The following is a 16,200-nucleotide window of genomic DNA, read 5'->3' as shown; positions in this document are numbered from 1 at the left end:
CGGGGTCGCTCAGTCCTCGACCAGATCCTCACACCCGGCCCGCAGCGCCTCCAGGCGGATCTCGATACGCGCCTGGTCCGCATCCAGCAGGGCCAGACAATGCGCGTACAGGCCCGCATCCAGGCTCCCCGCGTCGCGGGCATCCAGCACGGTCTCACGTTCGGCGCGGATACGGCGAAGGGCCCATTCGAACAGGGCCACTTTGAGGAACGCCCTGCGCCCCGTCTCCGCCTCACGATCAATCGCGTTGCTGGTCGAGTCCAGAAGGAGGCGCGGGCCCGGATTCACGAAGGGCCGAATCTCCTCGGGCATGGGCACTTGCGCCCCGGCTTCGTGGATGAGGCGGCGAACCTCGTCATGCTCCTCCAGACTCGGGACACGGGCGAGCCTGGGACGCACCCACTCCACGAAGGTCGACAAGGTGGCTCCCTGGAGGATCAGCGAGCCCGCCGCCACCGCGAAGGCGAGAAAGACCAGGACGTCACGGCCCGGGGTGTCCAGAGGCAGGGTCTGGGCGGCGGCCAAGGTGATTCCACCGCGCATCCCCGCCCACCACATGACGGCTCCGTCGCGCAGCCCCAGCTGCGAATCCTCGAAGTACTGGACGTCGGCCATCCGCTTGGCGGCCCGTGCACGCAGGTGTTCGACGGTCCCCGGCTTGACGGGGTCCAATGTGCTGCTGGGTCTTTCACGCAACAGCACGTGCTCGTCCAACCGCCTGGTGTGCGTCTCCAGCTTCTCCCGCTTCTTGGGAAGCAGCCTCGCGGCATTGTGTTTGATGTGGAGGATCAGTGGGACCACCACCAGGAAGCGCAGCACCATGACGGCAAGAATCGTCACCGCCGCCACTGCGAAGACCCAGGGCACGGAGGTTCCGGACAGTCTCAGGCGGTCAAGGAGAGCGTCCATCTGCAGTCCGACCACCAGGAAGACCAGCGATTCGAGGATCAGACCCATGCTCTGCCAGGTCTGACGAGTACTCAGACGCTGAGCGGGCGGCAGGCGCCGGGCAGCCTCCCGAGAATTCACCAGACCCGCCACGACCGCGGCCACCAGCCCGGAGGCGTGGAAGTGCTCGGCGGGAAGGGACGCCAGGAAGGGCACCGTCAGGGAAATGACAGTGCCCGTCGCCGGCTCGTGCGCCATCGAGCGCAGGTGCAAGCCGATCTTTCCCGCGATCCACCCGAAGACCAGGGCTCCGCCGACGGCCCACAGGAACGAGGCGCCGATGTCCAACAGGGTGACCGAACCGACCGTTGCAGCCAGCGCGGACCTCAAGAGGACCAGGGCGGAGGCGTCGTTGATGAGACCTTCACCTTCGAGAATCGTCACCACTCGTTCCGACACGCCCATCTTCTTCACGATGCCGGTGGCCACCGCGTCCGTGGGGCTCATGATCGCGCCCAGGGCGATGGCCAGCGGCAGGCTGATGTCGGGGATCAGCACGTGGAACATCAGGCCGAGCGCCAGCGAGGAGACGACGACGAGGACGACGGAGAGGACGGAGATCGATCCGAAGTTGCGTCGGAAGTCCTTCACGGGCATGGCAACCGCCGAGGAGAAGAGCAGAGGCGGAAGGATTCCGTGAATGATGATCTCCGGATCCACGGAAACCTCGGGCACCTGAGGCAGCACGCCGACGAGGGCACCGATGACGAGCAGGAGGACAGGAGCGACCAGTCCGACGCGTTCGCCCAAGGGTTCGGACAGGGCGATGACGAGCAGGGTGGCCACCCCGAGCAGAAGCAGGGTGGTCATGGGCTCATTGTCCCAGATGGGGGCCACATGTGCTCGTGGCACCAGATCGCGGACGCGGGACAGGCCCCGCCCCCGGGTGGGGCAGGGCCTGTCCGTGCACCTACTCGCTGTTCGTCAGGGCATCAACCCCGGCGCCGACGCAGCGCCATTGCAGCGCCGCCAGCAAGCAGGGCCAGTACTGCGGCTCCAGCCACGACGGAGGTCGGTGAACCGGTGACGGGCAGCTTCGGCTCCTTCGGTGCCGGCTGCTTGGGTGCCGGAGGCTGGTTGGGGGCCGGAGGCTGGTTCGGCGCCGGCGGGACGTTGGACTGGGGGGACTTGACGAAACCGAAGTCCAGGGTCAGGTCCTTGTCACCGTCCTTCGTCAAGGCGGCGGAGATCGCCGAATCGGTGGACGAGTCAGTTGCCGGGTCACCCACATTCGGGGTGGTCGGCTCGTAGCCGGACGGCGCAGTCACCGTCACCACGTACTTGACGCCGTCGGGCGGGACCTCCAGGCCGTCGAAGACGTACTTGCCATCGGCATCGGTGGTGGTCGTCGTCACGGTGGCGCCGCTGACGTTGGTGACCGGCTTGCCGTCGGTGCGGCCAACCGTCAGGGTCACGTCCTTGATGCCGGGCTCGCCGGCGTCCTGGGTGCCGTTCTTGTTGGTGTCCTCCCACACGAAGTCGCCCACGGCGACGGCCGGCTTGATGAACCCGAAGTCGAGCGTCGGGTCGTTGGCGCCGTCGGCGGTGAGGTCCGTCGACTCGGCGGAACCGGTCGAGGAGTCCTTCGCCGTGTCGCCACCGGCACCTGCTGCCGTCGGCGCAAATCCGGCGGGCGCGGTGACCGTGACGACGTAGTGGGTGCCGGCAGGCAGGACCTGCAGGTCGGTGAAGGAGTACATGCCGGTGGCGTCGGTGACGGTGGTCAGCGTGGTGCGGTCAGTGCCGTCGGCGTTCTTCACCGGGGCGCTGTCGCTGCGTGAGATCGTCAAGGTGACGCCTTCGAGCGGCTGGTCGGTGGCGTCCTGGACGCCGTCCTTGTTCGCGTCGAACCAGACGTAGTCACCGACGCTCACGCGCGGGCGGACGAAGCCGAAGTCCAGGGTCAGGTCCTCGTCGCCATCCTTGGTCAGGTCCTTCGAGGTCGCCGAGTCCGTCGACGAGTCCTTTGCAGGGTCGCCCACATTCGGTGTGGTCGGCGTGAAGCCGTCGGGAGCGGTGACGGTGACCACGTACTTGACACCCTTGGGCAGGACCTCGAGGTTCTCGAAAAGGTACTTGCCGTCGGCATCGGTGGTCGTGGTGGAGACAGGGTTGCCGCTGACGTCCATGACCGGCTTGCCGTCGGTGCGGCCGACCGTCAGGGTCACGTCCTTGATGCCGGGCTCGCCGGCGTCCTGGGTGCCGTTGCGGTTGGTGTCCTCCCAGACGTAGTCACCGATGGTGACCTTGGCCTTGACGTAGCCGAAGTCCAGGGTCAGGTCCGAGTCGCCATTGGAGGGGAGCTCCTTGGCCTGGGCCTTGCCGGCCGAGGAATCGGTGGCCGGGTCGCCGACATTCGGCGTGGTGGGCACGTAGCCCTCCGGGTCGGTGACGGTCACGACGTAGGTGACACCAGCCGGCAGGATCTCAAGGTCCTTGAACAGGTACTTTCCGTCGGCGTCGGTCTTGGTGGTGGTCAGGGTGTTGCCCTGGACGTCCATGACCGGCTTGCCGTCGGTGCGCGAGATCGTCAGTGCGACCCCCTCGATGCCGGGCTCACCGGCGTCCTGGGTGCCGTTCTTGTCGGAGTCGACCCACACGTAGTCACCCACGGAGACCTTGCCCTTGACGTAGCCGAAGTCCAGGGTCAGGTCCTGGTCTCCGTCGCCGGGCAGTTCCTTGGCTTCGGCGCTGCCGGTGGACGAATCCTTGGCAGGGTCGCCCGCATTCGGTGTGGTCGGCGTGTAGCCGGCCGGGTCGGTGACGGTGACGACGTACTTCACGCCCTGGGGCAGGACCTCCAGGTTCGTGAACTGGTACTTGCCGGCGGCGTCGGTCGTGGTGGTGGACACCGGGTTGCCCTCGGCGTCCTTGACCGGCTGGGAGTCGGTGCGCGAGATCGTCAGGGTGACGCCCTCGATGCCCTTCTCGTCGTCGTCCTGGATGCCGTCGGCGTTGGTGTCGAACCACACGTAGTCACCCACGGAGACCTTGCCCTTGATGAAACCGAAGTCCAGGGTCGGGTCGCTGGCGCCGTCGGTGGTCAGGTCCGTCGACTCGGCAGAGCCGGTCGACGAGTCGCGTGCCGTGTCACCGGCATTGGCGGTGGTGGCCATGTGACCGGCAGGAGCGGTCACGGAGACCACGTAGTGGACACCGGCGGGCAGCGCCGGCAGGTCGGTGAAGGCGTACTTGCCCGAGGCGTCGGTCTTGGTGGTCGTCTGGTAGGCGCCGCCGTCGAGGGCGGTGACACTGGCGTTGTCGCTGCGCGCGATCGTCAGCGTGACGCCTTCGATGCCGGGCTCGCCATCGTCCTGCAGGCCGTCCTTGTTGGTGTCGAACCACACGTAGTCACCGACGGAGACCTTCTTGTGCTCCGCGGCGTTGGTCAGGTTGACGTTGGTGACGGCTCCACCATCGACGGTGAAGACACCGTTTGCCGTGGTGTCGGTCGCCGCGCCGATCTTGAAACGGGGGTTGTCCCAGCGGATCGTGGGCAGGTCGGAACCTGCCAGGTCCTCGGTCAGTTCGATCTGCGTTCCGGCCGGGAAGGGCAGGGGGTTCGGGAAGTAGGTGGCGGTGCCACCGACGAGCACCTCGATCTCGAAGGGGTTCGAGGCCGGGGCCGTCCAACCGGGGAAGTCGGCCGCGCTCTTGCCGCCGGGCAGGGCCCACTTGACCTTCACCTTGACCTTCGTGTTGGCCGGAACCGTGTTGGCGGCGGTGCCGTCAGCGATCTTGTTGATCGAGAAGGTGCCGTAGCCGGGCTCCATGCGGGCGGTGCCGCCGGCCGCAACGCTGTAGGTGGCCTTGCTGGTCACCGTGGTGTTGGTGTCCTTGAAGGTCGCCTTGTTGGAGTAGGTGCGGGACTGGTCGACCAGGCCGTTCTCGGTGTCCGGCACGGAGGAGTAGCGGATGACGTAGTTGGTGTCCGGCTCCCAGGTGCCGGGGGCGTTCGGGGAGATCTTCAGCGTCATCGTCTTGCGGTCGGCCGACAGCTCGCGTTCGATCGTGAAGGTCGTGTGACCGGCCTCGTTGAGGAGGCGCGCCTTGGAAGTGTCGCTGGAGCCCACGCGGATGGTCGCCGGGGGGACCGGGATGGCCGGGCTGTTGATGATGTCGAGCACGACGGGGCGTTGGTCTGAGAACAGCTGTCCGTCGGAGAGGGTGTCGGTCAGGACAAGGGGCGTCGGGATGGCGCCGCCGTAGACCTCGGCCAACTTGCCGGAGCCGAAGACGACCTTCCAGTTGATCTCCTTGGTGGTGGAGCGAATGCCGTCGTTCTCCTTGACGGGGACGCGAGGACGGTAGGTGCCCACACCCGGGGCGATCGGCTCACCGCCGGGGTTGGGGACCGGTGTGGCGGTTCCGTTGAGGTTGAAGTCCGCGGTGGTCGAGTCGAGCTTCTCGCGAACGTAGGCGGCCAGCCAGCCGTCGCCGACGAGGTTGATGTTGCCCAGCTTCTGGGCGTTGGTCAGCCCCTTGTCGAAGGTGCAGGTGATCCTGGCGGGATCGGTGGCAGTGCGCGCCACGGAGGTGCAGGTGCCGACCTTCATGTCGGTGGTCGTACCCGCGGCCAGGTCGGTGACCGGGGCCATCAGGTCGTAGGGGGCCACGTCGAGCAGCTGGAACTGGGTGGGCAGGCCGAGGAAGAAGCTGTCGCCTTCCTTCGGATTGGCGTTGCGGGCGTCCCACTTCCATGTGATGCACAGCTTCCAGTAGAGGAAGACCTTTCCACTCTGGCCGCAATTCGGCGGGGTTCCGCCGACGTTCCACGCCTGGGTGTGCACGTCGCTGACGACGATGGCGGGGTTCGGCGTGCTGGTGGCGACCGCGTCCTCCGCTTGGGCGGCAGGTGCCTGGGACAGGCTGAGGCCCAAGCCCGTCACTGCAAGTGCCAGTGTCGAAAAAGCGGCGATCAAGCGATTCGTCGCGCGTTTTCTGAAATGAAGCATGGGTTCTCCGTGTCGCTCCGTTGATGCCGGGGGCGTGCGAGCGCGCGCCAAATGGACTCCTGTCCAAGAACTTATACTCACGCGAGCTTCAGGGCAAGCCTCTTCGCCCTCGTGTGGGAAGAAAATCTGGGACACGCCCTCGGATCCCAAAGCCCTTGCGAGCCCTCCGTGCGCCATCTCACGCGCGGGTACCGGTCCACCGAAAAGGGATTCCGCAGCCGATCAGCATTTTGCGCGGAGAACCAAGGATCCTCCGCGCACCCGGCAGCGCGCCCTTATCCTTGCTGCCTTCCGGCCCTGGGGAGGTTCGGACGATACCGTCACGCGGAGGATCGACGACAAGTCTACACGTCGCAGCCCCCCGGTTCGCACTGGCACCTGCAGGCGCACACGCGCCGCATCGCCCTCGTCCCCGGACCTGCTGACGACAAGAGGGCCCCGGGACGTTCGAGGACGTCCCGGGGCCCTTCCTGGCCACTCACCCGGCCGTCAACCAGGTGGGCGCTCCAGCGTCAGGCTCGGCGGCGGCGCAGGCCCACGGCCAGCGCACCCACTGCCAAGGCGACGACAGCACCCACAAGGGTCATTCCGGTGGCAGCACCCGTGACGGGCAGCTTCGGAGTTCCAGGCGTGGTCGGCGGCACCTCGGGCTTGACGAATCCGAAGTCCAGCGTCATGTCCTCGTCCCCGTCGCCGGGCAGCAGAACCGAGATCTCCTTGCCCGTGGAGGAGTCCTTGTCGCGGTCAGTGGCGCCGGCCTTGGTGGGCTCGTAGCCGCTCGGGGCCTTGGTGACCGTGACGACGTACTTCTTGCCCGCGGGCAGGTTCGGGAACTCGTAGTAGCCCTGGCCGTCGGTCACGACCGGCGCGACGGGCACGTCGAACACGTTCGTGACGGGGTTTCCGGCCTCGTCGGTCAGCGTCAACTCGACGCCCTCGATGCCGGGCTCACCATCGTCCTGGACGCCGTTCTTGTTCTGGTCGAACCACACGTAGTTGCCCACCTTGACCTTGGGACGCGGCTTGGCGTGCCAGTCGTCCTTGTCGCTGACAGCCATGCCGGAGGCCACGGTGACCGCCTCGACGGAGGCCGTGTCCGAGTGCAACTTCACCTCGCCCAGCGCCGGCAGGGTGCCGGTGCAGGAGAAGGAGGCCTGCGGAACGAAGACCCACGCGGGATCAATCGTCACCACGCCGGAGGCATCGGCCTCGTACGCGGTCCCGTTGACCGTGCAGACCACGCCGGCAAGGGCCGGCCCGTTCGTGGTGGCGTCGGAGACGACCACCTTGGTCAGGTCCTCCAGGCCGGTGTTGGTCACCGTGAAGGTGACGGGCTGTTCCGCGTCACCCTTGACGACCAGCGCCGTCTCAGCGGTGTCGCGGTCACCTGCGGGCAGGTCGGCGGGCTGGCCGTTGGTCAGCTTGGCCTCGCCGTTGACGAAGCCCACGCCGTCCCAGGAGCCGTCGAACTTCTCGATGTCCACGCCCGGCTTCTCGATGTGGTAGCCGAAGTCCAGGGTGAGGTCCTTCGCGCCGTCGACCAGCAGGTCGGTGGACTCGGCCTTGCCGGACTTCGCGTCGGAATCGAGGGCGCGGTCGTCATCGTCCCTCTCGATGGTGGGAACCATGGCCTTGGGGCCGGTCTTGACGGTGACCACGTAGTGGACTCCCTGGGGCAGGACCTGCAGGTTCTCGAAGAGGTACTTGCCGCTGGCGTCCGTGGTGGCGGTCAGCTCCTTGCGGGCGGTGCCGTCAGGGTCGTTCACGGGCTGGGAGTCGGTGCGGGAGATCTCCAGGACGACCCCTTCAATCGGGCGGTCGGTGGCGTCCTGCAGTCCGTCGCGGTTGACGTCCTCCCACACGTAGTCGCCGACGGCGACCTTGGGGAAGGGCTTCGCATGCCATTCGTCCTCGTCGGTGACGGGTTCGCCACCGGCGGCAGGCGTGGCCTGCACAGAGGCCTTGTCGGCGTGCGCTTCGCCGATGGCCTGCAGGGTTCCGGTGCAGTCGAAGGACGTGCCGGGCTTGAACAGCCATTCGGGGTCGATCGCATCACCGGCCACCTGCGCACCGGCGACGGTGCACATGACATCGACGAGGGCGGCGCCCTGGGTGGTCGAATCGGTCACGCGGACCTTCTTCAGGTCCTCGTTGCCGGTGTTGGTGACGGTGAAGGTGACGGTTGCCTGCGCGCCTTCCTTGAGGACCAGGGCATCCGCGGCGGTGTCGCGGTCGCCGACGGGCAGGGTGGCCGGTTGGCCGTTGCCGTCGAGGGCCGCCCGGCCCACACCGTCGAATGCCACGCCGTCCCAGGTGCCGTCGTACTTCTCGATGTCGATGCCCGGGACTCGCTTGACGAATCCGAAGTCCAGCGTCGGGTCGTTTGCGCCGTCATCGGTCAGGTCCGTGGACTCGGCCTTCCCGGCGATCGCGTCGGAGTCGACGGAGCGGTCGCCACCGGCGCGGTCGGGCGTGGTCGGCTGGAAGCCCTGCGGAGTGGTGACCGCGACCACGTAGTGGATGCCCTGCGGGAGGGCCTCAAGGTCCTTGAAGGCGTACTTGCCGGAGTCGTCAGTGGTGGTGGTCAACTCCGTGCGGGCGGTGCCGTCCCAGTTCTTCACCGGTGCGTTGTCGCTGCGCGACAGCGTCAGGGTGACACCTGCGATGGGCTTGTCGGTCGCGTCCTGCAGGCCGTCCTTGTTGACGTCTTCCCACACGTAGTCGCCCACGGACACCTTCGGGTTGGGGGAGGCGTGCCAGGAGTCCTCGTCGGTGACGGGCTGGCCACCGTACACGGGGGTTGCCTGGACCTTGGCGGTGTCGGCGTGAGCCTGCGTGATCGAGGGCAGTGTGCCGGTGCACTCGAAGGAGGTACCCGACTTGAAGACCCATTCGGCGTCGATGGCGTCACCGGCAACCTGGGCACCGGCGACGGTGCACGTGATGTTGGTCAGAGCATCACCTGCGGTGGTGGAGTCGGTGACGGAGACCTTCTTGAGGTCGGCCTTGCCGGTGTTGGTGACGGTGAACTTCACGGTCGCACCCTGGGCGCCGACCAGCAGCGCGTCGGCCGCAGTGTCACGGTCGTTCTGCGGCAACTTGGCGGGCTGTCCGTCGCCGGACAGGGATGGCACACCGTTGATGAATTCCACTCCGTCCCAGGCGCCGTCGTACTTCTCGATGTCGATGCCGGGGACCAGTTCGACGTATCCGAAGTCCAGGGTCAGGTCCTCTTCCCCGTCATTGACGAGGTCGACTGACTCGGCGAAGCCCGCCTGGGCGGAGGAGTCGTTCGGACCGGTGCCACCGTTCTTCGTCTCGGTGGGCTCCAGGCCCGCGGGGATGCTGGTCGGATCGATGGTCACCACGTAGTGGACGCCTGCGGGCAGGGTCTCCAGGGCGTCGAAGCGGTACAGGCCCTGGGCGTCGGTGGTCGCCGTCAGTTGGGCGCGTGGCGTTCCGTCGGCATTGTTGACGGTGGTCTTGTCGCTGCGCGAGAGGGTCAGCTTCGCGTTGGCGATGGGGACGTCGGTGGCGTCCTGGAGGCCGTTCCGGTCCTTGTCGATCCACACGTAGTCGCCGACCCTGACCGCGCCGGCGGAGCGCTCGGCGGTGTTCGTCAGCTGGATCGCGTTGACCTTGCGGTCAGCGATCTGGAAAGCGGTGACGTTGAACTTCGGCGTTCCCCAGGTGACTCCGGGTTGCTGAGCCTGCGCCGCAGGGTCTTCCGCCAGGTTCACCACGGTGTTCATGGGCAGGGTGATGAGGGGGTCGAAGTAGGTGTTCTTGCCCAGGATGACCTTCATCTTGCCGCGGAAGGTCTTCCCGTCGGCGTCCATGGTGTAACCGGCGGGGGGCGTCCAGTGCGGGTTGTACTGGTCGTAGTTCTTGGGCAGGACGAACTTCACGTCCAGGGTGAAGGTCGACTCCGCGGCCACATGTGCGGCGGCATCACCTTGGACGAACTTGCCGACCTTGAAGGTGCCGAAGCCCGGCTGCATGGACACGGTGATCTCTGCGGCCTCGGTGTACCACTCCTCGGCGTAGGCCTTGTGGTCGGTCGCGCCGATGAAGGCCGAGTTCTGGTACTTCACACCGGCCTTCGCGCCGCCGTCGAAGGTGATCGGAACGGTGATGAAGAAGTTCGTGTCCTTGGGCCACGTGCCGGTGATCGTGATGTCGACATGATTGCCGTCGGCCTGCGTGGTCTTCAGGGTCCAGCCATTGGCGAAGGCGTGCTTGGCGCCGGTGCCGTCCAGGAGCAGGGTCCTGGCGGGAACGCCCTGAGCGCCCGTGGTGAAGGTCGACAGTTTGACCGTGGCGCCGTCTGCAATGTTCAGCGTCTGTCCTTCGCCGAGGACGTCCCGCAGCACCAGGGTGGAGACGGTGCCATCGGTCGTGAAACCGGGCATCTTGCCTTCCATGTAGTTCGAGGAGAACTGGATCTGCCAATTCTTGTCGACCTCGCCGACGTTCTTGATCGTGTTGAGGTCCTTGGTGAATCCCCAGGCGTAGTAGGGCTCGGGGCCGATCGGCTTGTTGCCGGGCAGCGGGACCTGGGTGATGGTGCCGTTGAGGTTCAGGGGAACGGTGGTCGAGTTGGTCGTCTGGACGTTGGAGAGCTTGACCTTTCCAGCGCCCTTGATCTGGTTTCCGTGTCCCGCGTCAATGGCCGCCTGCAGACCGTCGTCGAATGTGCACACCATCCCGGTCTTGCTCACGACACATGAGCCGACCTTTTTCTCACCGCCGGCCGTGTTGGCCTTCATCTCGATGGTCTGGGTGGTCAGGGCGTTGAACACCGGGTCGAATCCGACGCCGAAGGAGTCGCCGACCTTGGGATTGGCAGCCGAAGCGTCCCAGTTGAAAGTGAGGACCGCACCGTTTTGGTAATAGATCGGATTCACGCTCGACTCGTCCGCGGTCAGCAGGGTGGCGTTGGTGATCTTGATCGCCGGATTCGGTGCGGCTTGGGCGGGAATGACCTGGGCCGGCGCGACCAGCCCGGCCACTGCGAGAACGGCGACCAGCACGGCACGCAATGACGCTCCGGTCCACGTACGGGGTGCAGCTCCTTGTGGGGGCGCTGAGACTCGCATCGAAACTCCTTGTGTCGGGACACTCACGCGCATGGGGAACACGGGCGAATCCCCGGTCCGAAGCGCAGCATGAACGCAGGCAGAACCCGCGCATCGTACAGGCCACGATAGTGATCCGATCCGGGTCGGAACAATCCACAGGAGTGCCATTTCTTGTATCGGGAAGCCCAATTCCTCACGGAAGCTACGAGACCTCAGTCACAGGTGGACAAAATGGGCGGAAAGCCACGAGTCGCCCGCCCCCATGATGGTGCGGAAATCGACTCACAGAATGCGCCCCTCATCAATTCCCTGCGAATTCTGGAACAAGCGCGCATGTGCGGAGCGAGATTCTTCACAGGCACACAAGGTGTGACGGGGGACAACGCTTTCGCACGAAAAGGCCGTGCCCGTGGGGCTCAGCGCATGCGGCGACGCATGAGGAGCACCAAGCCGCCGGCGAGTGCGGCCATCACGGCTGCCGCCAGGACGACGGCGGAGGCGGACCCGGTGACAGGCAGCTTCGACGCCTTCTGGCCCTGGGCCCGCTCCGGTGCCGGCTGGACCTGACCCTGGGCGGGCTGGTCGGTCTTCGGTGCGGGCGCGGGGTTCGGCGAGGGCGCCGGGCTCGGCGAAGGCGCAGGTGCCGGAGCGGGCGCAGGGCTCGGCGAAGGCGCAGCAGGTGCCACGAAGCCGAAGCCGAGCGACATGTCCCGAGCCCCGTCCTCGGACAGGGAACGCGAGGTGGCCGAACCGGTCGAGGAATCCTTGTCCGCATCCCCCGCACCGGCAATCGTCGGCTCCATGCCCTGCGGCGTCGCAACGGTCACCGTGTAGGTCTGACCGGCAGACAGTGCAGGCAGCTTGTCGAAGACGTAGGTGCCGTTGTCGACGGTCACGGCATCAGCGACCTCGTGCCCGAACACGTCGGTCACAGGTCCGCCCTGCGGGCCAGTCAGGGCCACACCGACTCCCTTGATGCCGGGCTCGCCCTCGTCCTGGATTCCGTCCCGGTCAAGGTCGTTCCACACAAGACCACCAACCGCGACGGAGGGGGCCGGCCGCGCATGCCACAGGCTGGAGGCCGTCAGCGCCTCGCCACCGCCGGCGGGCACGGCTCGGACGGTGACCCTGTCGGAGTGGGGCGCGGTGATGCGCGGAAGCGCCGCAGAGCAGGCCACACGGGCCTGCGGGCGAAGCACCCACGCGGGGTCCAGCTTGCCCGCGGGGACGGAGACCCCGTCGACCACGCATGAGAGGTTGCCCAAGGGCTCCCCCGCCAAGGTCTCGCTGGTCAGCTGCAGACCATGCAGATCCACGGTGCCGGCATTGGTGACGATGACATTGAGCGTGACACCTTCGGACCCCTGGACGATGTAGGGCCCCTCGGCGCCACTGCCACTTTGAGGACTCGATGATGCGTCCGGGTCGGCGGCCTCGTCCACGGCGGCCCTGGCGACCGGGTCCGGACGCTCGCCGACACGGGTTTCGACCTCGATCCGTGCCTCATTGCGCACATAGCCGAAGTCCAGACTCATGTCGGCGTCCCCGTCCGAGGTCAGGGGCACCGCACGCGCCCGGCCTGCGACGGCGTCGGAGTCCTTGCCGCGGTCGGCTCCGGCACGATCCTGCGGAGTCGGCTCGTAGTGGGCGGGCAGGGAGGCCGCGTCCACCGACACCACATAGCTCACGCCCGCCGGAAGGACCGGCAGGTCGGTGAAACGATAGACGCCTTGAGCATCCGTGGTCGTGGTCGGATCCGTGCGCTCGGTCCCGTCCGAACTCATGACCGCAAGGCCGTCGGATCGCGAGACGGTCAGTCGGACATTCGCGATGCCCGGCTCCAGCTCGGCATCGGCCTGGATGCCGTCGCGGTCGAGGTCCTCCCAGACGCGATCACCGACGCTGACCAGGGCCAGCTTGGAGGCCGAGGTGGTCAGATGCACCTGGGTGACCTTCCGGTCCGCGACGACGAAGGTCCACGTGTCCTGGAACTTGCCGGCGTCGGTGGTGGCCACCGACATGCTCGGGGCCTCCCACGCGACCCCGGCGGGAGTCGAGGAGGGGCGCACCTTGTCGGTCAGAGTCACGCGGGTACCTGCCGGCACGGTGACCAGCGGGTCGACAAGGACGTCGCTTCCCAGCAGAACTCGCATGCTTCCGGTGACCGTCACTGCGTCCTCGCCGATGGTGAAGCCCTTGGGGGCGACCCACGCCGGCGTGTAGGAGTCTGCACGACGCGGCAGAACCATGGTGACGTCCACGTCGAAGGGGTGGGCGTTGGGCACCAGGTAGGCGCCGTTGCCGGTGATGAAGGTGCGCACCTTGAAGGTGCCTTGGCCGGGGGCCATCTGCGGGGTGGCCTCAGCAGCGCCCGTGTACCACTCGGTTGCAGTGGTCTTGAGTGAGGACCCTTCGATCGAGACGGTGTTCGTGTACTTCAAACCCGCCTGGGCGCCACCGACGAAGGTGATCGGCAGCTGCAAAGTGAGGTTCGTCGACGGGGGGAAGGCACCGGTGGCCTCGACGTCCAGGGATCCGTCCGGGTTGACCTGGGCGGCGAAGGTCCAGTCCTTCGCATACTGGTGGCGGTAGCCCGACAGGTTCATGAGGCGGGTACGGGGCGGAACCCCGGGTGCGGCCGTCTGCCAGGTGTTCAGGCGCAGCATTGTCGGATCCGACAGGTCGAAGACCTGACCCTCGCCCAGTTGCGCATGGACACGCAGAGTGGACACGGAACCATCTGTGGTGAATCCTTCGACCTTCTGGGCCAGAAGGTCAGTGGGCAGAGCGACGGCCCACACGTTGTTCGTCTGACCCACCCGCGTGATGGTGAGCAGGTCCGTACCGAATCCCCACTGGTAGTAGGGAGACGGGACGATCGGCTTTCCGCTGGGCAGGGGAACCTCCGTGCTCTCCCCGTTGACAACCATCGGCGCCGTGGGACCCTCCGTGGGTTTCACGGCCTCGACCTTGACGAAGATCGATCCTTTCAGGGTCGCCTTGGCCCCCGTCTCCACAGCCTTGGTCAGACCCTCGTCGAAGGTGCAGGAGACATCCTCCCAGGACACGGCGCACTGACCGACTGACACCTGGCCACCGGCGGTGTTGACCTCCATTGGCAGCTTCTCGCGGTTGACCGCACGGAAGTGGGGAGCGAAGACGACCCGGAACGAGTCTCCTGCGACAGCGGCGGCTTCGGTGGCGTCCCAGTCGAAGGTGAGCTGCGCCGCATCCCACACGAAGATCTGCTTGGTGGCGTCCGCGTCCCCAGCAGCGGCCGGCTTCACATTGGCCACGACCACCTTGGAGTTCACTTCGGCGAAGGCGGGAGCAAGGGAGGCGACACCCGTGAGGACGGCCACGAGGGCGAGTCCGATGAGCGCGACGATTCGCATGCGCAGTGTCGAGTCGCAGGCAAACGCCCTGTGCATGTCGTGTCCTCTCGGAGGTGAGTGTGACGGGATGTGCGGAACGTCGGGAAAGCAACCGCAGGTTGTGCGATGCAGGGACACTTACTCGCACATTGCGTACATGGTACTACCCCGGCTGGTCGGCCAGGACCGCCTTGCGACGAGCCCCGAGCGGCATGGACGCACAGGGCGGGCTGCGGTTGCCGACCGAAGCGACAATGCGACCGCACTCGCCCCACGAGCACGAAGAAGTCCCAGGACACCGACTCGACGTCCTGGGACTTCCCGCTGCGGAGGATGGGGGATTCGAACCCCCGAGGGCTTGCACCCAACACGCTTTCCAAGCGTGCGCCATAGGCCACTAGGCGAATCCTCCGGTGCACTCGCGTGAGCGACGTGCCGGGACAGCTTATACGCTGGCACGCCTCCTGCGCCAACTCGCGGGGTTCGCCAGCACGTGGGTTGGCTCACCGGCCCCGCCCTCGTCAATCCCGGCGGGCGAAATCCCCTTGGGTGCACATGCGAAGGAAGTTGCGGACCAACTGGCCGGCTTGGTGTTCGCAGGACCCGTGACGTCCGACGAGGAGCAGCGACTCGATGTCGTCGGTCCCCGGGTAGCCCGCATCCTCGAATGCCTGCAGGCGTCCGTTGATGGCGTCGGAGTCCAGCTCCGGGTTGAACTGGGTGGCCCAGATGCGCCGGTCCAGTCGAATCACCTGCGCCGGGCAGGAGATGGACCCGGCGAGGACCACCGCCCCCTCGGGCACTTCCTCGACCGCCTCCCGGTGGTCGACATAGGCATGGAACTCGGCGGGGAATCCGTCGAGCAGCGGATCGTGGCGCCCCTGCGGGGTCAGGAGGATGTCAACCATTCCCGGGCCTTCGCGCCACTTGCGCGAGACCACTCCGCCACCGGTGAGTGCGGCGACCTCAGTGCCGAATCCGGTGGTCAGGCAGGGCACCTCATGGTGTCGGAGGTCGTCGAAGATGTGGACCAGTTCCTGCTCGGTGCGCACCTGGGTGGCGGACTTGCGCGCGGCGGGCGTGGTCGTGCCGTAGGGGGATCCGGCGACGAGGACGCCGCGGTAGTCCCGCACGTCGACCTCGGGCAGGCCCAGCATGTCCAGGCGCAGTTGTTCGAGCTCCGACTCCTCCAGGCGCGTGACCTTGAGGAAGGTCTGGTATTCGGCGTCCAGGGCCTCGTCCTCGGGGCGGGTGGAGACAAGCAGGAAAGGTTTCATGTTTCAAGGGTAAGCAAAGAATCGGTAGGGAGCATGTCCCGATGGTCCCAGGTCAACATCAGGCGGCCTCCGGTCACAGGTGGCGGAGGACCAGGTAGATCAAGATCCACAACAGCAGGCACACGGCGCTGATGATGATGGCGGCGAGGGATTGACGGCGACCCACGCCCCCACGGGAGACCGACTGGAACAGGGCGACTCCCCCCATGCCGGCACTGAGGACCAGCAAAGGCGGCAAGAAGATGAACAGGACCGTCAACCACAAAGTGGTTGTCGCCAGAGGATTCCTCGGAGCCGGAGGGCTCCAATAGCCGGGACCGGCGAACACGCGGGAAGGGTCGATGTCCTCAGTACCCGGGAACAAGCCGCCAGAGGGCTGCCCGGAGCCACCTCCGGAGGCACCTGCACGCGCGAAACCGTCTCCGATGCCACGCCGGGCCGCACCCGGTGCCTGGATCGGAGCGCCCGCTGTCGCCTGTGCGGGTGGGACCTCACTGTTCGCCACGTGATCCTCCCTTTCGGTACCGGGCCCTGCTGACCAGGGTGCGGCTCGTCAAGCATGTCA

The 16,200-nt window shown here is 66.7% G+C and carries 6 protein-coding genes, 1 tRNA gene and 1 other RNA gene; all 8 read right to left on the bottom strand.

Annotation, left to right across the window (positions count from 1 at the left end; translation table 11 throughout):
- Positions 1–9 precede the first annotated feature (9 nt).
- The 8 genes from I6B53_RS00935 to I6B53_RS00900 all read right to left on the bottom strand — a co-directional run bounded on the left by I6B53_RS00935 (position 10) and on the right by I6B53_RS00900 (position 16,140).
- A complete protein-coding gene (locus I6B53_RS00935; RefSeq protein WP_216764428.1) occupies positions 10–1,758 on the bottom strand; it encodes a sodium:proton antiporter in 1,749 nt (582 codons plus the stop codon).
- 122 nt (positions 1,759–1,880) lie between these two features.
- Complete coding sequence (locus I6B53_RS00930; RefSeq protein ID WP_216764427.1) at positions 1,881–5,903, bottom strand: SdrD B-like domain-containing protein; 4,023 nt, start codon at positions 5,901–5,903, stop codon at positions 1,881–1,883.
- Positions 5,904–6,144: 241 nt separating this feature from the next.
- Positions 6,145–6,240, bottom strand: an RNA gene (ffs, locus tag I6B53_RS00925) — signal recognition particle sRNA small type.
- A 175-nt stretch (positions 6,241–6,415) separates the two neighbouring features.
- Entirely contained in the window at positions 6,416–11,002 is a 4,587-nt protein-coding gene (locus I6B53_RS00920; protein WP_216764426.1) for an SdrD B-like domain-containing protein, read from the bottom strand.
- Positions 11,003–11,400: 398 nt separating this feature from the next.
- Entirely contained in the window at positions 11,401–14,415 is a 3,015-nt protein-coding gene (locus tag I6B53_RS00915) for an SdrD B-like domain-containing protein (protein ID WP_216764425.1), read from the bottom strand.
- A 270-nt stretch (positions 14,416–14,685) separates the two neighbouring features.
- A tRNA-Ser gene (locus tag I6B53_RS00910) sits at positions 14,686–14,770 on the bottom strand.
- A gap of 109 nt (positions 14,771–14,879) precedes the next feature.
- The gene (locus tag I6B53_RS00905; protein ID WP_216764423.1) at positions 14,880–15,635 is read right to left on the bottom strand and encodes a glutamine amidotransferase; all 756 of its coding nucleotides are present in this window, start codon (positions 15,633–15,635) and stop codon (positions 14,880–14,882) included.
- 73 nt (positions 15,636–15,708) lie between these two features.
- Positions 15,709–16,140 (bottom strand): hypothetical protein, encoded by a 432-nt coding sequence (locus I6B53_RS00900; protein WP_216764422.1) that lies wholly within the window; start codon positions 16,138–16,140, stop codon positions 15,709–15,711.
- Between the last annotated feature and the right edge of the window lie 60 nt (positions 16,141–16,200).

Origin of the sequence: Schaalia sp. 19OD2882, from assembly GCF_018986735.1 — a bacterium.
GTDB lineage: Bacteria > Actinomycetota > Actinomycetes > Actinomycetales > Actinomycetaceae > Pauljensenia.
This window is presented reverse-complemented; position numbering and strand designations above follow the sequence as displayed.